This window comes from Bacillus benzoevorans, from assembly GCF_014207535.1.
GTDB classification, from domain to species: Bacteria; Bacillota; Bacilli; order Bacillales; family Cytobacillaceae; genus Bacillus_BD; species Bacillus_BD benzoevorans.
Window position 1 is genome coordinate 75,514 of record NZ_JACHGK010000006.1, and the last position, 22,395, is coordinate 97,908.

General features: G+C 40.8%; 21 protein-coding genes and 1 riboswitch. Of the genes, 15 read left to right on the forward strand and 6 right to left on the reverse strand.

Going from position 1 to position 22,395, the window contains the following annotated elements; all coding sequences use genetic code 11:
* Positions 1 to 96 precede the first annotated feature (96 nt).
* From HNR53_RS10175 to HNR53_RS10195, 5 genes are all read left to right on the forward strand, one after another.
* The gene (locus HNR53_RS10175; RefSeq protein WP_184525536.1) at positions 97 to 741 is read left to right on the forward strand and encodes a LytTR family DNA-binding domain-containing protein; all 645 of its coding nucleotides are present in this window, start codon (positions 97 to 99) and stop codon (positions 739 to 741) included.
* A gap of 131 nt (positions 742 to 872) precedes the next feature.
* Positions 873 to 2,387: a succinyl-CoA:acetate CoA-transferase ScpC gene (gene scpC, locus HNR53_RS10180; RefSeq protein WP_184525538.1), complete on the forward strand. Its 1,515-nt coding sequence runs from the start codon at positions 873 to 875 to the stop codon at positions 2,385 to 2,387.
* 386 nt (positions 2,388 to 2,773) lie between these two features.
* Positions 2,774 to 3,160, forward strand: coding sequence for a hypothetical protein (locus tag HNR53_RS10185; protein WP_184525540.1), 387 nt, complete (start codon positions 2,774 to 2,776; stop codon positions 3,158 to 3,160).
* 107 nt (positions 3,161 to 3,267) lie between these two features.
* Complete coding sequence (locus HNR53_RS10190; RefSeq protein ID WP_246439499.1) at positions 3,268 to 3,666, forward strand: DUF3992 domain-containing protein; 399 nt, start codon at positions 3,268 to 3,270, stop codon at positions 3,664 to 3,666.
* Between the two features lie 22 nt (positions 3,667 to 3,688).
* Complete coding sequence (locus HNR53_RS10195) at positions 3,689 to 4,024, forward strand: DUF3992 domain-containing protein (protein WP_184525542.1); 336 nt, start codon at positions 3,689 to 3,691, stop codon at positions 4,022 to 4,024.
* Between the two features lie 22 nt (positions 4,025 to 4,046).
* Here the strand turns inward: HNR53_RS10195 and HNR53_RS10200 are convergent, their stop codons facing one another.
* Positions 4,047 to 4,925, reverse strand: a complete 879-nt coding sequence (locus tag HNR53_RS10200) for an S-Ena type endospore appendage (RefSeq protein WP_184525544.1) — start codon at positions 4,923 to 4,925, stop codon at positions 4,047 to 4,049.
* Between the two features lie 263 nt (positions 4,926 to 5,188).
* Between HNR53_RS10200 and HNR53_RS10205 the strand changes: the two genes are divergently transcribed.
* Positions 5,189 to 6,385 carry a class I SAM-dependent rRNA methyltransferase gene (locus HNR53_RS10205; RefSeq protein ID WP_184525546.1) on the forward strand — a complete coding sequence of 399 codons (1,197 nt, stop codon included), beginning with the start codon at positions 5,189 to 5,191 and terminating at the stop codon, positions 6,383 to 6,385.
* A 102-nt stretch (positions 6,386 to 6,487) separates the two neighbouring features.
* Here the strand turns inward: HNR53_RS10205 and HNR53_RS10210 are convergent, their stop codons facing one another.
* Positions 6,488 to 7,903, reverse strand: a complete 1,416-nt coding sequence (locus tag HNR53_RS10210; RefSeq protein WP_184525548.1) for a glycoside hydrolase family 18 protein — start codon at positions 7,901 to 7,903, stop codon at positions 6,488 to 6,490.
* A 412-nt stretch (positions 7,904 to 8,315) separates the two neighbouring features.
* A riboswitch (glycine riboswitch) is annotated at positions 8,316 to 8,395 on the forward strand.
* 142 nt (positions 8,396 to 8,537) lie between these two features.
* Here HNR53_RS10210 and HNR53_RS10215 point away from each other — a divergent pair.
* From HNR53_RS10215 to HNR53_RS10240, 6 genes are all read left to right on the forward strand, one after another.
* Positions 8,538 to 9,713: a phosphoglycerate dehydrogenase gene (locus tag HNR53_RS10215; protein WP_377802190.1), complete on the forward strand. Its 1,176-nt coding sequence runs from the start codon at positions 8,538 to 8,540 to the stop codon at positions 9,711 to 9,713.
* Between the two features lie 568 nt (positions 9,714 to 10,281).
* On the forward strand, positions 10,282 to 11,472 hold the full coding sequence (locus HNR53_RS10220) for an acetyl-CoA C-acyltransferase (protein ID WP_184525552.1): 1,191 nt from the start codon (positions 10,282 to 10,284) through the stop codon (positions 11,470 to 11,472).
* Between the two features lie 301 nt (positions 11,473 to 11,773).
* The gene (locus tag HNR53_RS10225; RefSeq protein ID WP_184525554.1) at positions 11,774 to 12,265 is read left to right on the forward strand and encodes a hypothetical protein; all 492 of its coding nucleotides are present in this window, start codon (positions 11,774 to 11,776) and stop codon (positions 12,263 to 12,265) included.
* 68 nt (positions 12,266 to 12,333) lie between these two features.
* On the forward strand, positions 12,334 to 13,080 hold the full coding sequence (gene phbB / locus HNR53_RS10230) for an acetoacetyl-CoA reductase (RefSeq protein WP_184525555.1): 747 nt from the start codon (positions 12,334 to 12,336) through the stop codon (positions 13,078 to 13,080).
* 140 nt (positions 13,081 to 13,220) lie between these two features.
* A complete protein-coding gene (gene phaC, locus HNR53_RS10235) occupies positions 13,221 to 14,306 on the forward strand; it encodes a class III poly(R)-hydroxyalkanoic acid synthase subunit PhaC (protein WP_184525818.1) in 1,086 nt (361 codons plus the stop codon).
* A gap of 202 nt (positions 14,307 to 14,508) precedes the next feature.
* Entirely contained in the window at positions 14,509 to 15,228 is a 720-nt protein-coding gene (locus HNR53_RS10240; protein ID WP_184525558.1) for a YebC/PmpR family DNA-binding transcriptional regulator, read from the forward strand.
* Positions 15,229 to 15,288: 60 nt separating this feature from the next.
* On the opposite strand, the gene HNR53_RS10245 is transcribed toward HNR53_RS10240, so the two are convergent.
* Both HNR53_RS10245 and HNR53_RS10250 read right to left on the reverse strand, forming a co-directional pair.
* On the reverse strand, positions 15,289 to 16,749 hold the full coding sequence (locus tag HNR53_RS10245) for a CapA family protein (RefSeq protein ID WP_184525560.1): 1,461 nt from the start codon (positions 16,747 to 16,749) through the stop codon (positions 15,289 to 15,291).
* A 412-nt stretch (positions 16,750 to 17,161) separates the two neighbouring features.
* Positions 17,162 to 17,707 (reverse strand): helix-turn-helix domain-containing protein, encoded by a 546-nt coding sequence (locus HNR53_RS10250; RefSeq protein ID WP_184525562.1) that lies wholly within the window; start codon positions 17,705 to 17,707, stop codon positions 17,162 to 17,164.
* A 137-nt stretch (positions 17,708 to 17,844) separates the two neighbouring features.
* Between HNR53_RS10250 and HNR53_RS10255 the strand changes: the two genes are divergently transcribed.
* The 3 genes from HNR53_RS10255 to HNR53_RS10265 are packed head-to-tail and all read left to right on the forward strand — an operon-like array spanning position 17,845 to position 19,778.
* Positions 17,845 to 18,507: an alpha/beta hydrolase gene (locus HNR53_RS10255; RefSeq protein ID WP_184525564.1), complete on the forward strand. Its 663-nt coding sequence runs from the start codon at positions 17,845 to 17,847 to the stop codon at positions 18,505 to 18,507.
* On the forward strand, positions 18,504 to 19,286 hold the full coding sequence (locus tag HNR53_RS10260; protein WP_184525567.1) for a dioxygenase family protein: 783 nt from the start codon (positions 18,504 to 18,506) through the stop codon (positions 19,284 to 19,286). The genes HNR53_RS10255 and HNR53_RS10260 overlap by 4 nt, the downstream gene beginning before the upstream one ends.
* A 57-nt stretch (positions 19,287 to 19,343) precedes the next feature.
* A complete protein-coding gene (locus HNR53_RS10265; protein ID WP_184525569.1) occupies positions 19,344 to 19,778 on the forward strand; it encodes a DoxX family membrane protein in 435 nt (144 codons plus the stop codon).
* Between the two features lie 95 nt (positions 19,779 to 19,873).
* On the opposite strand, the gene HNR53_RS10270 is transcribed toward HNR53_RS10265, so the two are convergent.
* The gene (locus tag HNR53_RS10270) at positions 19,874 to 21,301 is read right to left on the reverse strand and encodes an MFS transporter (RefSeq protein ID WP_184525571.1); all 1,428 of its coding nucleotides are present in this window, start codon (positions 21,299 to 21,301) and stop codon (positions 19,874 to 19,876) included.
* Between the two features lie 252 nt (positions 21,302 to 21,553).
* On the reverse strand, positions 21,554 to 22,330 hold the full coding sequence (locus HNR53_RS10275; RefSeq protein WP_184525574.1) for a carbon-nitrogen family hydrolase: 777 nt from the start codon (positions 22,328 to 22,330) through the stop codon (positions 21,554 to 21,556).
* Between the last annotated feature and the right edge of the window lie 65 nt (positions 22,331 to 22,395).

Sequence of the window (22,395 nt, forward strand, 5' to 3'; positions counted from 1 at the left end):
GTAAATTAAATATTAAGATTTTTATATCCCTGCCATCAACTAATACAGCCTATTATTCAAAATCATAGTATAATAGTACACGGGGTGTTCATTTTCATGGAGGAAATAACATTAAGTTCATTGCTTGAGACAATAGGGGAATTGTTTTCCGATGAAGTATCAATTGGTATAACGAATACAAAAGAGTATGTCTATTACCGGCCAAGTAAACGAATTGATTTAAAAATCCGTACCGGTGATTTGATAAAGGAAGGTACGATCGCTCATAAAGCTTTAACATCGAAACAAAAGGTCTCTGAATTTATTAATCGGGACATTTACGGAGTACCTTATCATGGTATGGCCGTACCATTTTCCCATGATAAGGAGATTGAAGGTGTCGTAACAGCAATTTACCCTGCCTTAACAGATGCCAAATCGGTTGTAACGGTGAAAACAGCTGATGGCTGGATTCCAGTTCCATTTTCGCAAGTTGTTTATTTAGAGGCGAAGGATAAGAAAACAAAGGTTTATTCAGGGGAATTATCAGGAATTCATAAAAACTGCCTGCATGAATTTGAGTACTTCCTTCCCAAGGATTCATTTATTAGATGCCACCGCTCGTTTGTTGTCAATGTAAATCATATTAAAGCCATATATCCCGATACCCACTCGACATTTGTCCTTTGTATGGATAATGATGAGAAAGTGCCGGTTAGTCAATCCTACTCCAGCTATTTTAGGAAGCTTCTGGGATTTTAGAATTTTCTGTTTTAGTTCTTGGATTTGCTGTCCTATTCCGAATATTCCGCATTACACGCCAAAATCCTAATCTTCATTATATAAATCAGTAAAATAATATATAAGACTAATTTTAAGAGAGGGATGACTTTATGGGGAATAATTTGGATCGAATCAGGGATAGCCGTCTAAAGGATCGGGTCGTCACAGCAGAAGAAGCGGCTTCATGGATTGAAAACGGAATGTCGTTAGGTTTAAGCGGTTTTACTCGTTCAGGTGATGTGAAAGCGGTGCCAATTGCACTTATCAACCGCGTTAAAGATGAAGAAAACTTTAAAGTTGATGTATATACAGGAGCTTCTTTAGGTTCCGATGTAGATAAATTGTTTGCCGAAGCAGGAATCATTGGAAAGAGACTGCCTTTCCAAGCGGATGCAGCAATGCGTAAAGGAATTAACAATGGGGAATTTCTATTTGTTGACCAGCATTTATCACATACTGCCGAGCTGATCCGCGCTAACGTAATGGATGTTGATGTGGCTATTTTGGAAGCGATTGCGATTACAGAAGACGGAATGCTGATACCGACTACTTCAGTTGGAAACTCTTTAACATTTGCTCTAAATGCCAAGTCGATCATCATTGAATTGAATTTGGCTCAATCACCGCAATTGGAAGGAATGCACGATCTATACGATCCTGGAAAACAAGGGGAACGGGATCCAATTCCACTGGTGAAATGTGCTGATAGAATTGGAACTGCCGGAATTCCGCTTGATGTGGAAAAGGTAAAGGGAATAGTATTCACGAATCAGCTGGATTCACCATCAACGATTGTACCTCCTGATGAAGAAACGGAGATCATGGCACAGCATTTATTGACTTTCCTGAGCAAGGAAATTGAGTCCGGCCGTTTAACGGAAAAACTTGCACCGTTACAATCAGGAGTTGGCTCAGTAGCAAATGCTGTATTGCATGGAATGATTGATTCTGAGTTTAAAAATCTTGAAGTATACTCTGAAGTGCTTCAGGATGCCGTATTTGATTTAATCGATGCTGGCAAAGTAGATTTTGCATCTTGCTGCTCGCTTACACTTTCTGAAGAAAAAATGAAACAAGTATTTTCAAACTTTGGAAAATATCGGGATAAAATCATTATGCGTCCACAGGAGATATCCAATCATCCGGAGGTTATCCGCCGACTCGGTTTGATTTCCATTAATACAGCGTTAGAATTGGACATTTATGGTAATGTGAATTCTACTCATGTTTTAGGAACCAAAATGATGAACGGTATCGGTGGTTCCGGGGACTTTGCCAGAAATGCACGTCTTGCCATCTTTGTGACAAAATCCGTTGCTAAAGGCGGAAAAATTTCCAGCGTCGTTCCTTTCGTCTCTCACGTAGATCATACGGAACATGATGTAGATGTTATCGTTACAGAGCAGGGCTATGCTGATTTACGAGGACTTGCTCCAAGAGAAAGAGTAGAATTAATTATTGAAAACTGTGTTCATCCAATGTATCGTCCGCAGCTTCGTGCCTATTACGAGGAAGCAAAAACACGCGGCGGACAAACCCCGCATGTATTAGAAAAAGCTTTCTCTTGGCACACTAACTTTGCCCAAAACGGTACGATGCTTGAGCAAGTGCCTGTTGAAAGTTAAGCAGATACAGGACAGGCTCTGCTTTAAATCATAATAAGAAGAATCAAAAGATGGGTCATAGCAGGATTAGTGCTATGGCCTATTTTATTGATCCCATCCAATTTGAGAACATTTCTTTTAAAGAAATGTTCCACATGAAACAATGCAGATTGTCTCTTGAATAAGTAACTTTTAATAAAGGTTTGCAGTTTCATGTATCCACAAAATTTAGACTAATATGATGATTGTCCATACAAATGTTTTGGAACATCATATGAATATAGAAAGTGAACCTTGAAAGCAGGGTGGTATGATTGGGACATTGCGGGGATTTTAGCTGCTGCAGTTTTAATAGTAATCAATGTTCAGCGAATGCAAATCTCTTTTTTACCCAAACGGAGAGCAGCTTGGCTATTCCTTTTGGGGTCGGAACAGAAACGACGGTTTTGACTCTTCCTGTTGTAACAACGCAGAATCTTCAGCCAGTCAAGCTGGATGGCTTTGTCCAGATCCAGGCTGTGATCCCTCTTGGGCTGCTTTCCTATGAATATGGAGTTAATTTAAGAATTAGGCGCAATGGAAATCTGCTGCTGACCGAGACACTGCGCCAAGGGAACTCGATTACACTCACATTATCTTTTACACAGGTTTCAAGTATTCCCATTTCATTGGTTGACAATAATTCACTTTTGGGGACCAATACGTATACCGTTACAGTGGAGTTCTTCGCCCGCTCAGGTGCCGGAGTAACGATTACAGCACAATCAAGGGCGATAAATGCTTTAACGATTTAAGAGGAAAATCTCCTTCTATAATGCGAGATAAAGGGATAAATCCATGATTGCCTATAACAGTTAGCCTGTTCAGGCATATGTATATAAGTACAGGGAAGGTCATCCCTATGATGATTGGAGGAAGGAATATGGGATATTGCGGCTGCTCAACTTCATTGGCCTGTTGCTCCCCAAAAAAGGCAGTACAGGACAAGGTCTGTATTGATTGGACTATTAGTCATACAACAGGGACTGATACAATTCGGGTAATTTACGATACAAATGTGGGGAACATAATCGCTTCAGGCTATTTTAAATTTATTTCGGCACCGCTTGCAGCTGATACGGTTACATTGACTTTTTTAAACGGTGCTGCAACGGTGGAGGAAATAACAGCTATAACCGCCGGGGAAGTGAAAAGTTTTACTGTGCAAAATTTTGATAGTGTTCAAATCACGGTTCCGCTTGCTTCCAGTACTGGTGTTTATATAGGAGAATTTTGTTTAACACCAAGGTATAAAATTTAAGCTTTAAAAGGGGGGCTTTAAAATGGGTAATAACATATCTTGCTGTGATGAAAAAGAATTAGTGCAGGATAAAATATGCAGTGACTGGACGATAGCTGGAACGGAAATCATTTATATTGATAATGTCAGTGCGCTTGTATCATCAGGCTATGTAAAGCTAAATAGCGCACCAGCCGCTGCCGATACGATTGCGGTTAACTTTCTTTTAGGTGCAGCAACCGTTGCCACACTGCCTGCTATCGGTGTGAGTAGTGCTGCAGCCTTTACAGTAGGCAAATTCGATGAAATTCAAATTGTACCATCAGGAGCGGGGACTTTTATTGGAGAGTTCTGCATTACACCTCGTTATCTTATCTAGACAATGAAAGTGGACCTTCTTATTAGCAAGAAGGCCTATTTTTTTGTTCTATTATATCTTGATTTCCCTTCAGACTGATGATCACCTCACAGAGTACCTCTACATTAAGGTGCAATATTATGTGGAGAAGGATTTCATCCCTTTTAGCGGAAGAATCCTTTGCTTTCGGAATGGGCAACGACTTCAGTGAGGTGTTTATAATTTCACAGGCTGCAAATGAACCTGGGGGATAACAAAGGCAGAAAGTCTCTATTTCAGAGAAAGGTTCAATAAAGCTGCAGAGAAAATCTCCCTTTTTATTATAGAGTCGAATCGTGATATATCCGTGCAGTAAGATAGGTATTTCCTGATAGAGTTGGTCGTTCCTCTCTTGGTGTTTTTCGAAAAGAACGATACATTCAATCCCGTGCGCAGGATTAAGCCTATTCCCGGAGGAATCAGAATAAAAGATTTCGGTTCTGTCATGATCAATTTCACCTTCAGGATCGCTAACACGGTAGTGCAAATGGAAGTGGAAATCTCCTTCGCAAAAGCCTGGAGTATCCTCGACTCCTCGGCACGCAAGTTCTACAACTTGCATACCAGAAACTGTTGCACTAAATGATTGACCGGATCTTAGAGTAGCTGCCTTTTGATGGTTGACCATAATATCTAATAAAAGGGCAGAGCCTTTGTTAAACTTAATTGTGAAAGATCCAGTTATGGCTGCTACTCCTTTGCCAATCCAGATAATCTGTGAAGAAAAGGGGTGATAGGCAATTCTAAATTTACCGCAAATAGAATCTGCAGCTGTTTTATTAGTGGCAAAAATGCCTGTTCTTCGCTTTATCTTAATGGGGCGGGTTACCCAGTCATGTATTTGTAGAGCCTTTATACAATGCTGATCATTTGTTTCTTTCATAATATCCTTCCTCATTTCAAAGCAGCTATAAAGTCCTTTCTTAAAGGAAGTTATTCCTTTAATTATTGTACTAAATAGCCTTGAAAAGGTTCATTGAAAAGAATTTGATCCGCTGACAAAGAATCAATATATTCCTGTTGTTTTTTTGTTTTTCACTTTACAATAAGAAAGGCAGCATAAAGGTTTCTTGCGCCACATTGAAATTTATAAAGCTTGGATATACTGATACTAAAAGTGACAGGATTCAGCGGAGGAAGGTTAAGATGGAAACAGAAGTGATATTAGAGGTGGAACGAAGGGATACGGCAAAATACAAATCGGGATATCCGCTTATTGTAAAAGAAGCTGTTCGAAAGATAGATGCTTTAGTAGAGGAAGGCACCCTTATTAAGTTGGTAGATGAGCATCAGCAATTTATCGGCAGGGGCTACTATGGAAAGCAGAATAAAGGCATTGGCTGGATCCTTTCCAATAACGAGGATGAAGAGATTAACGAAGAGTTTTTTGAGAGAAAATTAGGGGCAGCCTTTTCGAAGCGGAAGCAATTGTTCCGCAGTAAGGATACGAATGCCTTTCGTATTTTCAATGCAGAAGGCGATGGAGTTGGCGGTTTAACCATTGATTACTTCAATGGATATTATTTAATTAATTGGTATAGTGAAGGGATCTATTCCTTTTATCCCCGTATCATTGCTGCACTTAAAAAATTGGTTAATTACGAAGGGATTTATCAGAAAAAACGTTTTGATACAGGCGGGCATTATATCGAAGAGGATGGATTTATTGAGGGGAAAAGAGCTCAGTTCCCGATCATGGTCAAAGAAAATGGCGTTAATCTGGCCGTTTATTTAAATGAAGGCGCGATGACGGGCGTGTTCCTCGATCAGCGGAATGTAAGAATAACCCTTCGTGATAAGTATGCAAAGGATAAAACGGTGTTAAATACCTTTTCCTATACGGGCGTCTTTTCTGTTTTTGCTGCACTAGGAGGGGCGGCAAAGACAACCAGCGTCGATTTGGCTAACCGCAGTTTAGCTAAAACTATAGAGCAGTTTAGTGTCAATGGCATCGATTATGAAGCCCATGAAATCATTGTTGAGGATGTCTTTCATTATTTTAAATATGCGGCGAAGAAAAAGAAAAAATTTGATATCGTCATTTTAGATCCACCTAGCTTTGCCAGGTCAAAGAAATACACCTTCAGTGCTGCGAAGGACTATAAAAACCTGCTGAAAGAGGCAATCGATATCACGGAGGATCATGGTGTGATTTTGGCCTCAACCAATTGCGCCTCCTTTGATATGAAAAAATTTAAAGGTTTTATTGATCAGGCCTTTAAAGAATCGGGCGTAAAATACAGTCTGAAGGAGGAATTCTCTCTTCCCTCCGATTTCAGGACAAGCAAAACGTTTAAAGAGGGGAACTATTTAAAAGTAGTCTTTATTCAAAGACTTGGTTAGTGGTAAAGGGGAAAAATGCAGGGCTGAATGATAAGGGACATCCCCGATCATCCAGCCCTGTTTTTATCTATCAATATTTAAATGCTCGATTAAAATAAAAATCTATAAAGTCAACTTTTTAATAGTGAAGTTATCCCGCAGCAGAGCCCAGTTTTGCGGGTAAGGATAACCAAGGGCCCAATAGCTGACACCACGAAGATTGTACTGCTTCACCATGTCAAACTTCGCCTGGGCACTTCTTGCATCCTCAAACCATACTTCATGGCCGCGCCCTTGTTCATCAGTGTAGCGGAAGAAAGGCGATTGTGCTGTTGTATCATATTGAATCACAGCCCCATATCTGGTTGCACGGCGGACGGCCTCCTGCGGACTGAAGGTTTCAGCCTCCTGCCCTTGTACATGCGGCAGGCGCCAATCCCGTGCATAAATTTGAAAGCCAAGAAAGACTTTTTTCGGTGGCATTACTGAAAGGGCATATTCTACAACACGCCGCATTTGATTAATTGGTGAAATGGCTTGAGGAGGACCAAGGCGATATCCCCATTCATAGGTCATGAGAACAACAAAATCGGCAATTCGACCGTGTGCTTCATAATCATGCGCTGTATAGAGAAGCCCCGAATGTGCGGCACTTGTCTTGGGGGCAACAGCAGTTGATACAAAGCGGCCTCTTGGATGCAGGGTGTTTACAGCAAGCTGCAGAAACTGATTATAATTTTCCCGGTCGGCAGGCAGCACATTCTCAAAGTCAATATTTAGGCCGCGGTAGCCTTTTTGCTCCATTATTTGCAGGGTATTGTTCAGAACCCGGCGCCGTGTTTCTTCGTTTGACAGGATCACATGGGCTAAATTGGAGCCCGCTGCTGTGGATGTAAAATTGGTAATAGACATCATCGGAGTCACCTTTTTAGAAACAGCCGCCTGGATCATGGCTGTATCCGCAAAGGGAGCGAGCGATCCGTTCTCCCTGATTAAATAGGCAAATGGGCTCGCATAAGTCAGTAAATCCCCCACTTCACGAATGGATTTTGCACCCGCTGCCTCCGATTGGTACGTATAAGCATTAACTTCAATCGTGGGTTTTAACCGTGGAATGATGATTCGTGTCCCGGGATGAATCAAATTTGGGTTTTGAATGCCGTTTTCATCAAGAACCGCTTGAACAGTTGTGCCATATCGGCTGGCGATTTGCCATAATGATTCGCCCTGTTGGACTTCATGGATAACAGGGGGAATGGCAAGCTTAAGACCTGGATAGAGCTGATTTGGGTTGGAAATTTGATTCGCCTGAATCATGGCTTGAATCGAAACGCCGTATCTCCGGGAGATGGACCATAGTGTTTCACCGGTTCTTACAATATGGGACTGACCAGAAACGGGAATAACCAGCGCAAGACCAACGGGCAGCTGGTTTGGATTGACCAGCCCATTTAACTGGACAATTTCATTTATGTTCACATGATATTGATTGGCAATCTGCCATAGTGTTTCGCCTTTTTGTACGACATGGATAACCATCTCTTTCACCTCCGGCTTTGCCGCTGATGTTCTACTATATGTTGGAAGGGAGATTGTATTAACCTAACAATTACTGAAATTCCTCTTTTTAATAAAGGACAGGAAGTTTCTTGTGTGGGATCTCACCAGAAAAAAGTCTATTTTTGTCTGATCCGAATGAAAAACTAAAAAAATAAAAAAATATTCGTGATTTCAAAAGCTTGATATAATCGTGTTGTAAGCGATTCCAAACATTCTTCGACGCGTTAAAGTAATACATGTTCCTCTTGATATGTATTTTGTTTTGCTATATAATTCAAAATATTATAGTAGTAAATTTTTAATAATCCAAGAAGATACAATGTTTCGATTTTTATATTAGTTAAATAAGTATGAAGAGCAAAGCTTTGAATGTTATGGATTCACTATAACAGGAGCGGCTTCTGGAGAGAATGCAGAATAAAGCATCGCCGAAGGGTTCACAATCTCAGGCACAAGGACAGAAGAGTAACGAATGTTAATTTGTTATTCTAATGTTTAGAGATTGGGCATGCCAATCTCTTTTTCATTGCACATAGCTTAAAATGATAGATTGCAAACCATTTATTAATTCTACTAAATACATTTGTAAGATAACAAAGGAGAGATGAATCAAATGTTTACTATTAAAACACTAAACAATATTGCTCAATGCGGATTAGAAGTATTCAATAATGAAGACTACACAATTGATAATGATACACAGAAACCCGATGGATACATTCTGCGCAGCTTTAACATGCACGATATGGAACTTGATAAAAACGTGAAGGCGATTGCCCGCGCTGGAGCAGGTGTTAATAATATCCCTGTAAGCAAATTTACAGAACAAGGAGTGGTTGTATTCAATACTCCTGGTGCAAATGCGAATGCTGTAAAAGAATTAGTTTTAACTACTTTAATGGCTTCTTCCCGTAATTTATTTGCCGGCATTTCATGGACTAAAGGTCTGGAAGGCAAAGGCGAAGAAGTTCCGAAGCTTGTTGAAGCAGGTAAAAAACAATTTGTTGGTAAAGAAATTAAAGGAAAAACTTTAGGCGTTATCGGGTTAGGGGCAATCGGTGCCCTTGTAGCAAACGATGCACTTGATCTTGAAATGGATGTTATCGGATTTGACCCATTCATTTCTATTGATACAGCATGGAATTTATCGCGCAATGTACAACGTGCGATGACGATTGAACAATTATTCGCTAAAGCAGACTACATTACCGTACACGTTCCTTTAACAAATGATACAAAAGGTATGTTCAATACAGAAACATTTGCCATTATGAAGGATGGAGTCCACATCTTGAACTTCTCCCGCGGTGAATTAGTGAACGAAGATGATATGGGTGCAGCACTTGAAAGCGGTAAGGTAGGCAAATATATAACAGACTTCCCGAACGAAAACGTGTTGAAAATGGAAAACTGCATCGCCATTCCACACCTTGGTGCCAGCACAACTGAATCTGAAGAAAACTGTGCGATCATGGCATGCCGTCAAGTGAAAACATATCTTGAAACAGGTAATATCAAAAACTCAGTGAACTTCCCTGCTACGTACCTTCCATTTACAGGAAGACGCCGGGTAACAGTTTTCCACAAAAATGTGCCAAACATGGTTGGACAAATCACTCAAGCGTTATCTAACTATGATCTGAACATTGCTGACATGGTAAACAGAAGCCGCGGGGATTATGCTTATACGATGATCGATATCGATAACAAAATTAACGGCGACATCACTCCTTCTTTAGAGGAAAATATTAATAAAATTGAAGGCGTCGTGAGTGTCCGCGTAATCTAATCATTTTATTTTCAATTCAGGCGATTGTATCCCTGCTAAGCTTAGCGGGGATACGATCGCCTTTTATTATCCCTATCATTGACCGGAGCAAATGAAAATCAAACATTTTACTTAGAATGTTTGATTTTTTTTAGTTAATGTTGTCGAAAAATGCCGCTGATTCGAAAAAAATTCGACAAATGGCGCATCTTGCGACGGGGAATGACAGATTATTTTGTAGACTGAAGTTTGGAATGGACGAAATGTAAGGGTTTTCTCCATTATCTGCACTTAATGGTATTTTTATAATATTAACAAAATTATTACAAAATGTGGTGTATTTAACACACATGTCATATAACCTTATGCAATATGAATCTAAAAGTCCAAATCAACTTCATTTTGAGGTAAATTTCTTCTTGAAACCGCCCCTTGGTTATGCACCCTCAATTTTCAACAAAAAATAAAAAGTACACCTAAATCAGTCGGGTTTTGTCGATAAGTTTTTGAAGTTTTCTGAACCTTTTTGTTGTATGATGTGAATGTTGAGAGAAAATTTAGAAAAAAACGACATTCGGAGGTAGGGACAGTGACACAAAATCAAATCGTAATCGCAAGTGCAGTAAGAACACCACTAGGAGCATTCTTAGGAAGTCTGAAAAAAGTTAAAGCAACAGATTTAGGAGCGCTTGTTATTAAAGAAGCGTTAAATAGAGCCGGCGTTCAAGCGGACCAAGTTGATCAAGTAGTAATGGGTAATGTATTACAAGCAGGTCTTGGACAAAACCCTGCAAGACAAGCGGCTTTAGCTGCAGGACTTCCACAAGAAGTTACTGCTACATCAATTAATATCCTATGCGGATCAGGTTTAAGAGCAGTACATTTAGCAGCTCAGTCTATTCTGGCTGGTGAATCTGAAATCGTTGTTGCCGGCGGTATGGAAAGCATGAGCGGTGCTCCATATGTATTAAAAAATGCACGTGACGGATTTAAAATGGGTAATCAAAAGATTGAAGATACATTAATTCAAGATGGTTTAACTTGTGCGACAAATGATTACCACATGGGTATCACAGCGGAAAATTTGGCAGAAAAATATGAAATTTCACGCGAAGAGCAAGACGAATTCTCAGCATGGAGCCAACAAAAGGCTCAAGCGGCAATCGAAGCTAACCGCTTTGCCGATGAAATCGTTCCTGTTGAAATTCCAGGAAGAAAAGGACAAGTAACAGTATTCAGCCAAGACGAATTCCCACGTTTCAATACAGTTGCTGCTGATTTAGCTAAATTACGTCCTGCATTCAAAAAGGACGGAACTGTAACTGCTGGTAACGCATCTGGCGTAAATGACGGTGCTGCTGCAGTTGTTGTAATGAGCGCGAAAAAGGCAGAAGAACTTGGCATTAAACCATTAGCAGTAATCAAAGCAAACGCAACTGCGGGTGTTGATCCAAGCATCATGGGTATCGGACCAGTCCCTGCTGTTAAAAAGGCATTAGAAAAAGCTTCTTTATCTTTAGAAGATATCAACTTAATTGAAGCAAACGAAGCATTTGCTGCTCAATCAATCGCAGTTGATCGTGAATTACACTTCAATAAAGATATCTTAAACGTTAACGGCGGCGCAATCGCACTAGGTCACCCTATCGGAATGAGCGGTACTAGAATCCTAGTTTCATTAATTCACGAAATGCAAAAACGTGAGGATGCGAAGTACGGTCTTGCAACTCTTTGCGTTGGCGGCGGTATGGGTGTAGCAACAATCGTCGAAAAAGCTTAATTTTATTCGGCTGAATAAAGCTAGCCTCCGGCGGGCCTTGCATTTTCAATGGGAATTTTTCGAGCAAGCGCTCGGATATAAGGCACAAATAGGCCAAAGCGCATTTGATTTGTGAATAGTCATTATTGAACCTAACAAATGGGGCTTCTGGAATTAAGAAGCCCGTTTGCATGTGACATTTATCAAAAAATTTGTCAAAAAATGAAGAAAAGTTTTACGAAAATTTTAAATTATTAACCTATTAATTTTATCAGAAAACTAGTATGATAGAGACTGCTAAAAAGATCATGGAGGAGAAATAATGGCTGCTAACAATAATTTGTATGACATGTGGAAAGATTTCTATAATCAGTCAAGTAACCTATTTGACGAAAAGGTTAAAGAGGAGTTCCCGGCTCAAGGAGTAGGACAAGTCCTGGAGATGAATCTTCTATTTAAGAAGATGCTGAATGAAGTGACTGAACGTTATTTAGAGCAGGTCAATATGCCGACTCGCGGTGATTTGGCTAGCATCTCATCTTTAATCGTCAATGTCGACGCAAAAGTAGATGATCTTGAAGCATTATTTGAGGAACAAAAAGGAAGCCGCGTTTCACAGGATGAGTTCCAGCGTGAACTAAGCGATGTGAAGAAGGACATTAAAGGTCTTGATCACAAGTTAGATCAAGTCATTGCTCTTTTAACGGCACAAGCTGAACAAAGCGCAAAGCAAGTTACCGAAAAGGCGCAAAATAACACGCAAAAGGCACCAACTACGAATCAAAAGTCTGAAAAGGTTTCACAATCTAAGTGATTTTTACTAGATTTAGATTTTAATACTTATAAAAATAGATAAATGATAAAGAATGGAGAGGACATGACATGGCAGAATTGAAAAATAAAGTAGCAATCGTAACAGGCGGAAGCAGAGGAATTGGATCATCAATCGCATTAGAATTAGCAAAAGAAGGCGTAAAGGTTGTTATCAACTATAACAGCAACAGCTCAGCAGCAGATAAAATGGTCGCTGAAATCGAAGAAATCGGCGGAGAAGCATATGCAGTACAAGCCGATGTATCAAAAAGCGAAGATGCAGCTAAATTAGTACAAGCAGCTGTTGAAAAGTTCGGTCAATTGGATATCCTTGTAAACAATGCTGGTATCACTCGTGATACAACATTCAAGAAAATGACTGAAGAAGATTGGAGAAAAGTTATCGATGTTAACTTAAACAGTGTGTACAACACTACATCTCCTGCTCTTGATCATCTAATTGCATCTGAAGCTGGCCGCGTGATCAATATCTCTTCAATCATCGGACAATTCGGCGGTTTTGGACAAACAAACTATTCTGCAGCTAAAGCTGGATTACTTGGTTTCACAAAATCACTTGCTCTTGAATTAGCAGCTAAAACAAACGTAACAGTTAATGCTATTTGCCCGGGATATATCGGAACAGAAATGGTACAAGCGATTCCTGAAAATGTTTTAGAAAAAATCGTTGCGAAAGTTCCGCAAAGACGTTTAGGTACACCTGAAGAAATTGCAAAAGGCGTTGTTTTCTTATGTAAAGATGGCGCTTATATTACAGGCCAAGAGCTAAATATTAACGGCGGAATCTACATGTAATATAGGGACTTCCATTGGAAGCCATAACGTAGCTTAAGCCCCCTTTAAGCCTTTGGTGTATGCGGACGGACAATTGAATCGACTCGTGCATCAAAGGCTGTTTTTCATAAATGGTTTTAAGGAGATGAGCAGTCATTAATATTTTAGATACAAAAGAAGAGCTTGAAAAGTTTTCTGAACTTTTGCCAGAAGAGTATCAGCAAGTGTACAAACGTTTTGTTAAGGCGACACAAGCGCTAACCTCAGATGCACAACCAGAGGTTGGACCGACACCGAAGGAAGTTATTTGGACAAAGAATAAAACAAAATTGTATCGCTATATCTCTGATCAACCAAAACAACATAAGACTCCATTACTATTGGTATATGCTTTAATTAACAAGCCATATATCATGGATTTAACGAAAGGCGCAAGCTTAGTGGAATACTTGGTTGGCCGCGGCTTTGATGTTTATCTTGTTGACTGGGGCACACCCGGCTATGAAGACAAACATATGAAGCTTGATGATTACATTGTCGATTATCTTCCTCGTGCAGTCAGCAAAGTACTGGCTAAATCAGGGGCAAAGGAACTTTCTATCCTTGGCTATTGTATGGGAGGAACGATTACTTCCATTTTTGCCTCATTATACAAAGAACTGCCGATTAAGAACCTTGTCTTTATGACGACTCCGTTTGATTTTGCTGATACAGGTCTCTATGGCGAAATGCTGAACGAAAAATACTTTGATGTTGATAAAGTAGTCGATGTTCTTGGCCTTATTCCACCGGAAATGATTGATTTTGGAAACAAATTAGTGAAGCCAATGGCCAACTTCTACGGTCCTTACGTCAGCCTGGTAGATCGTTCTGACAATGAAAAATTCATGAAGAGCTGGAAACTGCTGCAAAAATGGCTGAATGATGGAATCCCTTTCCCAGGTGAAGCATACCGCCAGTGGATCCGCGACTTCTATCAGCAGAATAAGTTGATCAATGGTGAACTTGTTGTCCGCGGGCAGAAAGTCGATTTGAGTAATATCACAGCCAATATATTAAACCTTTCTGGACAATCTGATATTATTGCACAGCCGCATATGGTTGAAGCATTAATGGATGCAGTCTCCAGTAAAGATAAAACATATATTGACCTTCCAGTGGGACATACTTCCATTGTTTACGGAAGTAAAGCGAACAAAATCACCTACCCAACAATTGGTGACTGGCTTGCTGAGCGTTCAAACTGAGCATAGGTTCATATTTTTAAAGAGTGCCGCATGAAGTGCGTCGCTCTTTTTGCCGTTATCATCCTGTTTTCGGGACAAAAAATCATCCATTCTATTGGATTTTTCAAAATTACCGCGTTACAAATGTTTCATTTGAGGTATAATATAAACTAGCGAAAAGTCAACTGTTTTATAAGATTTATAATGGAAAGAGAGTGTTAGTATGGGTCGTAAGTGGAATAATATTAAAGACAAAAAGGCATCTAAGGATGCAAATACGAGTCGAATTTATGCCAAGTTTGGTGTCGAAATTTATGTGGCGGCAAAAAAAGGCGAACCTGACCCGGAAGCAAATCAGGCTTTAAAATTCGTACTTGAACGTGCTAAGACGTATAATGTACCGAAACATATTATTGACCGTGCTATTGATAAAGCAAAAGGAAATTCTGATGAAACCTTCAATGAACTTCGCTATGAAGGCTTTGGACCAAACGGTTCGATGGTCATTGTTGATGCATTGACAAATAACGTAAACCGCACGGCACCGGAAGTTCGGTCTGCATTTGGCAAGAACGGTGGAAACATGGGTGTCAGCGGTTCCGTTGCTTATATGTTTGATTCTACTGCTGTAATCGGTGTTGAAGGAAAAAATGAAGAAGAAGTTCTCGAATTATTAATGGAAGCCGATGTAGATGTTCGTGACATTATTGAAGAAGATGAATCCGTCATTGTTTACGCAGATCCGGATAAATTCCATGAAGTGCAGGAAGCATTCAAAAATGCCGGTGTGACAGAGTTTACTGTTGCTGAGTTAACCATGCTGCCGCAAAATGAAGTGACGCTTGAAGGTGATGCACTCGTGAAATTTGAGAAGTTAATCGATGTTCTGGAAGATTTAGATGATGTACAGCAAGTGTACCACAACGTTGATTTAGGTGAATAAAAAAATGTAAGGGGCGGTCGATTGACCGTCCCTTTTGTTTGCTGAAATGCTATTTCAAGGCTATTTCACATCCAGGAAAGGATCAAAATAATCATACTCCGTCACACCATTTGCGATTGGAGTGCTGATCCGGATAAGTTCGTTCATAATATCAGCTGCTTCCTGACCGAAAACCGGCAGTGGCTGATAGTCATTTTCAGTCGTGCTGCCATCGGAATTTTCTAATGTTGGCACAATCGTTAAACCTCTCATGACAACAGTTCCGTTTTCTTGCGCAAATTTTATGCGAAACATCGCTGTTTGCCGCGATAAAAGAGTAGGATCGGCACCGAAGGCATAGTCGCCCATGCTGTAAATAATATATTTCCCGTTATAGTTCTCGATGCTTTCGAGCCGGTGCGGATGCGACCCCATCAGAATGTCTGCTCCCGCATCTAAGATTGCATGAGCGAAATTGGTTTGATAATCAACCGGTGTTTCACGGTATTCAACACCCCAATGCATATTGACGATGACAAGGTTATCCGGGCGTTTATGCCGCGTTACCTCCTCTGTAATCCGGGCGAGATAGTCTGCACTGTATTGGCTCATACGGCAGTCATAGCCGAGGAAGACGGTTTCAATGCCGCCTATTGTTTTAACCAGCGGCATGCCGTCATTGAAGACATCTACCTTGTGCTCAGAGAAAGCCTTCAATGTATCTTTATAGCCGATTTCAAAATAATCCATTGTATGATTATTGGCCAAATTCGCCGCTTCCACTCCGCTTGCCGGTAAAAATGCCACATGTTCCGGTTTGCTCTTAATGCGCCACATTTTATTCACGGCTTTTTCCTCATGGGTAAAGGCACTCTCGGCATTGATGATCGTGTAGTCATCAGAGTTAAACCACGGCAGGCTGTTTTTGAAGACGTATTGATGATCGCCATTATTTGCTGTGAAGACGTTGTCGAATTTTAAGTGCTCCGGTGTTTCCGGATACGTACCAAAGGAGTTATCGCCGACAAAGGTCAGCGTGATTTCGCCATTCCTTTTCCTTCCTTGTTCATAAAGAGCGGCTGCTGCATAAAACCATTCATATTGTGACGGCAGATTTAATTCCAGTTCCGGTGTTTCTGCTTTTAAATTTTGGGCTGCGGAAACATAATCGGGATAGACCGCACCTAATGCCTTTTCATCGGCATTTCCTTTACTGTAAGATTCTAGTGCCCGCAGGCTTTTGATCAGGTTCTCTATGTATTGCCCCTTTTTGTCATTATTTAATTCATAATGTGTCAAGTCCTCTAATAAGCCGGTCAAATCCTGTTGTGACGCAAGGTTTGCGCCTGTAGCAGCCGTTTTCTGGAGAATCTTTGCGGTTTGTGCAGATTGCTCCTCCACTGCTGCATTCGTCAGTGCTGCCTTTTTTACAGCCGCTATCTTAGTGGTTTCTAATTTGCTCTTTGATACCGCCTCTTCTGCTGAGCAGCCTGCAATACTGGCAGCTAAAAAACTAATAAACAGTATATTCAGTTTTTTCATATGACTCCTCCATATTTTGCTGCACTACTAGATTGATAGAATAAAAGATGACAAGATTATCAATTTCATATATAAATTATACAATGAAGTGCCTGCAACAACTACCAGATTCTGTATCCTCCCTCTTAAAAAATTTCTGCATTCCGACATTTGCAAGGAAAATAAAAAGGAAAGGTTCTGCTAAAGGTGATGGGTAATTTTTTAAAGGGGGTTGATCAAAGTGAACGCAACAATGGTGTATGAATTAAGGTGCTGCTGTTTCGTTTCACAGCTGCAGCTGCGGCCATACCGTAACAGCACAAAATCAGCGGGATTTTAAAACATGGCTGCTGGATGATTTACAAAAATAAATCAAGTGAAAAAAGGCCGTCTTTAGGAAACGACAGAAGGCGGTCTTTTTTAATTAATGCAATTAATCGAAAATCATATCTTTCTCATGTTCATCAGAATAAACGGCAATTAAAATTTGTGCCGTTTCCTCACCGGCATTTTTTATAAAATGCGGTACACAGGCATTCCAACTGAAGGTATCGCCCTCTTCAAGAATAAAAGAATCCTCTCCCTGTTCGGCCAATATTTTTCCCTTCAAAACTAAATGAGTTTCAATCCCGGTATGTGCATGCGGCTCACCCATTGAGGCACCGGACCGGAACTCGACCAGCATCATCCGCAGTCCATCTTTTGCTGCAATATGCTCAATTTTTAGATCATTATGGGCAGAATAAGTACGTTCACTTTTTTTTACAACCTTCATATGCTGCTGTTTTTCAAGCAGTAAATATGGTAATGGCACTTCGAGAAAGCCGGCAATCGTCTGCAGTGTTTGAATAGAAGGGGAAGTATTATTATTTTCAACATTGCTGATAAATCCTTTTGACAATCCGGTTGCTTCACACATTTGCGCAATGGTGATTTGTTTACGTTTACGAATGGAACGGATTTTTGCGCCAATATCCAATGTTATCACTCCTGATGTTTCCTAATAAAAAACTTAGTTCTATATTAGCATAAAAAATAGTTGACATCCATATCAATTATTGTTATCTTTTAAACAACAAATATTCATATTTGGAAACAAATGAAGGGATGATGAAAATGGAAGCTCCGTTAGTTTATGAACTTCGGAAGCCAAGACAGATCGATCCTAATCAAATATATCCAGCTCTATTTTTAATGCATGGCATGGGCAGCAATGAACAAAATATGCTGCCACTAACCGAAGGATTAGAAGAGAAGTTCTTTATCTTCAGTATTCGCGGTCCTATCCCGCAGCCTCCAGGGTTTGCATTTTTCACTATTGAAGGTTACGGCAAGCCGCACCGCGAGGTCTTTGATGAAGCAATTGGCAGGGTGACTGAATTTATTGACTATGCCGCTATGCAGTATCCGATTGATCAGGAACAATTGTATCTGCTTGGTTTCAGCCAAGGTGCCATTCTTTCTATGTCACTTAGTCTTGTGTTAGGAAGCAGAATTAAAGGAATCGTTGCTTTAAGCGGCTATATCCCGAAATTTGTACGGGAAAAAGAAGATACGGATGTATCCGGACTTGCAGCATTTGTCTCGCATGGGAAGTTTGATCAAGTCCTCCCTTATGATTGGGGGCTTGAAGCACAAGAGTTCTTAAAGGAAAAAGGTGCATCCGTAACGTTTCAAACCTATTCGAATCTTCATACCGTTTCTACGCAAAACCAAAAGGATTATACGGAGTGGCTCTTCACGCAGCTAAAAAGTGATAAAGGAGGGAAAGAATCATGATGCCTTCATTATTTATTGCCCATGGAGCTCCGTTGCTGGCAATAGAGGATAATGAATATACCAGGTTTTTGAAAAAGTTAGCAGCTGAACTGCCAAAGCCAAAGGCAGTTGTCATGTTTTCGGCGCACTGGGAGTCGTCAGTACAACAGGTAAGTGATGTAGACGAATTTGGAACGATTTATGATTTTGGCGGCTTTCCACGGGAATTATATGAAATTCAATATCCGGCCAAGGGTGCAAAGGTTATTACCGAGGAAATAAAGGGATTATTTGCAAGTGAGGGAATTCCATTTGAAGTGAATACGAGCCGCGGTTTAGATCACGGTGCATGGGTTGTTCTGCGTATGCTTTACCCCAATGCGGATATCCCCGTTGTTTCCATGTCTGTGAATCAGCATCTGACGCCAGCGGAGCAATACAAAATTGGCCGTTCATTATCCTCTTTGCGGGAACAGGATGTTATGATTATCGCCAGCGGAGGAACCGTGCATAATCTTCGTGCTGTCGGCTGGGAACGGGATGGCAAGGTGAATGATCAGTGGGCCGTTGACTTTGATGAGTGGGTTGGAAAACATCTAGTAAGCTGGGATACAGAGAAGCTGTTTGATTATTATACTATCGCTCCCAATGCTGAATTTGCTGTTCCCCGCTATGGAAAGGAACATTTTATTCCGCTTTTCTATGCAATGGGCGCAGCAGGAGACACGAAGCAGGCCATGCTTCTGCACCGCAGCTACCGCTATGGGAATCTTAGTCACAGTGTATGGCAGTTTGGGTAATATTTTTTAGAGGAATAGAAATCAAATTATATAAATTTAGGGAAATGAGGAGAAAAAGTGGTAAATAAATTTGAAGTAAGTACATTGATTTTACGTGTAGTATTAGGGATAACATTCTTTGTTCATGGTCTTGTGAAGTTTCAGGGGGGAATTGAGAATATCGTTGGCTGGTTTGCCAGCATCGGTCTTCCAGGAGGATTGGCTTATGCCGTGGCGATTTTGGAAATAGCCGGCGGAATTGCGTTAATCGTTGGTTTAGGCAGCAGAGCAGTGTCCATTCTTTTGGCTTTATTGATGCTTGGTGCTACGCTAAAAGTGAAGTTAGCCGGCGGCTTTTTAGGAGCTGGTCAAGGAGCAGGATATGAATTAGATTTGGCTCTAATGGCAATAGCTGTTGTAATTGCGATTAACGGCAGCAAACTGTTTGCTTTGGATCAAGTTCTGTTCAAAAAGGAAAAAGGCGCCGCTTCAACGGCAGCTGGAAATATCTAAGAGAATGAAGAAAAGCCAGGCGCCCATGCCTGGCTTTTTACAAAGAGTTACTGATACATAAAAAGAGGGCTGATTGGATTATCAGCCCTCTTTGCTTATTTAGCTTCTTTTTCCTGTCTTCTTTGCGCCAAATCCAAAGCAAGCTGGTTTGTGCGCTTTTTGTTTAATGGATATAAGAAGACTAGGATTAGGAAAATGGCGATGTAAATGATAGCCGGAACTAATGTAGCGAGTCCATAGATTCCTGATAATGCTTCATTAGATTGATGGGCAGCGGCTGCTTTATACCCAATGGCTGCAATCGCAAAACCGCCGATCCCACCGGCAATCGCTTGTCCTATTTTTCGCGCCATTGAATAAATGGAATAGACAGTGGCATCTTCGCGAAGTCCGGTTAAGAACTCGTGATAATCAATAACGTCCGTAACGAATGCCCAGATGACAAGGTTAAAGAAACCAAAGCCAAACATACCAACAGCTGAGATGAAAACGAATGGAAGAGCTGGCAGCCCTTTTAAGAAGAACAGTGCCAGATAGACAATGGCAGCTAAACCAATACCTGCTGAAGCGACTTCTTTTTTTCCGTATTTTGTAACAAGCGGTTTAACAAAAGGAATCGCAATAAATACTACGGCGGTTTGTAATAAACCTGATAAGCTTAATGCAGCTGTGTTGCTGAAATAATCTTTATATAAGTACATATTTACTGCTTGGGTGAGCATCGTATTGATCATGAAGATTAAGGATGCTGCAAGAATCCACATTAATGGTTTATTCTTCGCAAGCCCCTTCATTGTTTTACCGATGCTAACCTTCTCAGCGCTGTTTTCCGGTGCCACGATTCGTTCTGTGGTCAGTTTATAACAGGCAATGTAACATGCCAGCGCCAGTACGCCAAAGATAGCAGCGGCCATAAACATGCGGTCAGCCTGGATTTCATTATCGACAAATACCACTAACGGTCCAATAAAGTTGATGACGAGCGAGGCACACATGGAACCCATTGTCCGCCATGATGATAAAGTCGTACGTTCCACCGGATCATCTGTAATAACAGACGCCATGGAGCCATATGGAATATTAACGGTACTGTATAAAGATCCCCAAACAATATAGGTTACAAATGCCCAGGCGAGATAGAATCCATTTGACATCCCTGGAATTTGCGCAAACATTAAGACCCCTACAATAACGAGCGGGAAGGACATTCTGAGAACCCACGGTCTAAATTTACCTTGCGCTGTAGCCTTTCTTGTATCAATAAAACGGCCCCATGCCACATCGGCAAAAGCATCCCAAAGACGTGCCACCATAAAGAGCACCCCTACAGTTGCCGCGTTAATATGAAAAATGTCTGTATAGAAAACCATCAAGAATGCCATCACAAGCATAAAGAAGAAATCGTTTCCAAAATCGCCAAATAAGTAACCGAATTTGTCGCGGATACCAAACGGCCGCGGCGGTTGCCCATTGCTTTGTGACATTTGCAGTTTTTCTTGTGGATTCGTTTGCACGATACCCATTGTTTTTCCCTCCCAAGTTTAATCTTGTTCTCAATCATTTGCTGAACCGCGCTTATGTTAAAACAAAAGTTTGAAGAGCGAATGATTAATAAATTCTCTTTCTTTTTATACTAGTATACTAGCATATTTAATTTGAAACCGCAATCACAGTAAAAAAGAGTACACGGAATGTTCATATTTTCTCCCTTGCAATAAGGAGAATATTCTGTTCGGCGGAAAAGGCTTACCAGCGAATTGGCAGGCCTTTTCCTTTCAATATAAATCTGTGCGCCGATCTTGAAAAATAGGGATTGTACTCCTAACCTTATCTACTTCCTCCAAGTCGAGATCCGCATAAAAAATACCTTCCTTACTTTCTCCGCATAACAATTTTTCACCCCAGGGGGCAATAACCATGGAGTGGCCGTTAAATCGATTGTTTCGATCGGAGCCGGTACGGTTTACCGCAACGATGAAGCATTGGTTTTCAATGGCTCTCGCCTGCAGGAGGATCTGCCAATGGTCGACTCGATTCGCGGGCCACTGCGCAGGGATGAACAGAATTTTGGCTCCATTTAATACATGGGTTCGGACCCACTCAGGAAAACGCAGATCATAGCAAATGATACCGCCGCAAATAATGCCGTCTAAGGAAAAAATATTGCCGGTTTGTCCGGGATTAATATAAAGATGTTCATCCATGAGCTGGAAAAGATGAGCTTTGTCGTATTGGGCTGTAATGGTTCCGCTTCTGTCGGCAACATACATCGTATTATAGAATTTGCCGTCCCTTTTTACGGCAGTGGAGCCGCCGATGATGTTAATCCTGTATTTTTTTGCCAGCCGCGAAAGCATTTCTGTTGTTTGTGTACCATCCCGATCGGCCAGCGTTTCGAGACTATCCAAGGCATAGCCAGTATTCCACATTTCCGGCAAAATGATCATGTCAGCCTTCGCTTCTGCCGCTTCGATGATGTATTGCTCGGCTCTGGCGAAGTTTTGTTCCGGATCCCCATAAAGAATATTCATTTGTACACATGCTGCTTTCATTCTTTCAACCCCTATGCATACGTTTAGTTCAAGGTTAAAGAGTTCCAGAGAAAAGCGCAAGGGGG

Bases quoted from the DNA above. Each gene is read 5' to 3' on its own strand.
- HNR53_RS10215 (WP_377802190.1), top strand. From the start codon at position 8,538: ATGTTTACTATTAAAACACTAAACAATATTGCTCAATGCGGATTAGAA.
- HNR53_RS10200 (WP_184525544.1), bottom strand. From the start codon at position 4,925: ATGAAAGAAACAAATGATCAGCATTGTATAAAGGCTCTACAAATACAT.
- HNR53_RS10190 (WP_246439499.1), top strand. From the start codon at position 3,268: ATGATGATTGGAGGAAGGAATATGGGATATTGCGGCTGCTCAACTTCA.
- phbB (WP_184525555.1), top strand. From the start codon at position 12,334: ATGGCAGAATTGAAAAATAAAGTAGCAATCGTAACAGGCGGAAGCAGA.
- scpC (WP_184525538.1), top strand. From the start codon at position 873: ATGGGGAATAATTTGGATCGAATCAGGGATAGCCGTCTAAAGGATCGG.
- HNR53_RS10260 (WP_184525567.1), top strand. From the start codon at position 18,504: ATGATGCCTTCATTATTTATTGCCCATGGAGCTCCGTTGCTGGCAATA.
- HNR53_RS10270 (WP_184525571.1), bottom strand. From the start codon at position 21,301: ATGGGTATCGTGCAAACGAATCCACAAGAAAAACTGCAAATGTCACAA.
- HNR53_RS10175 (WP_184525536.1), top strand. From the start codon at position 97: ATGGAGGAAATAACATTAAGTTCATTGCTTGAGACAATAGGGGAATTG.
- HNR53_RS10240 (WP_184525558.1), top strand. From the start codon at position 14,509: ATGGGTCGTAAGTGGAATAATATTAAAGACAAAAAGGCATCTAAGGAT.
- HNR53_RS10275 (WP_184525574.1), bottom strand. From the start codon at position 22,330: ATGAAAGCAGCATGTGTACAAATGAATATTCTTTATGGGGATCCGGAA.
- HNR53_RS10245 (WP_184525560.1), bottom strand. From the start codon at position 16,749: ATGAAAAAACTGAATATACTGTTTATTAGTTTTTTAGCTGCCAGTATT.
- HNR53_RS10255 (WP_184525564.1), top strand. From the start codon at position 17,845: ATGGAAGCTCCGTTAGTTTATGAACTTCGGAAGCCAAGACAGATCGAT.
- HNR53_RS10225 (WP_184525554.1), top strand. From the start codon at position 11,774: ATGGCTGCTAACAATAATTTGTATGACATGTGGAAAGATTTCTATAAT.
- HNR53_RS10205 (WP_184525546.1), top strand. From the start codon at position 5,189: ATGGAAACAGAAGTGATATTAGAGGTGGAACGAAGGGATACGGCAAAA.
- HNR53_RS10195 (WP_184525542.1), top strand. From the start codon at position 3,689: ATGGGTAATAACATATCTTGCTGTGATGAAAAAGAATTAGTGCAGGAT.
- HNR53_RS10210 (WP_184525548.1), bottom strand. From the start codon at position 7,903: ATGGTTATCCATGTCGTACAAAAAGGCGAAACACTATGGCAGATTGCC.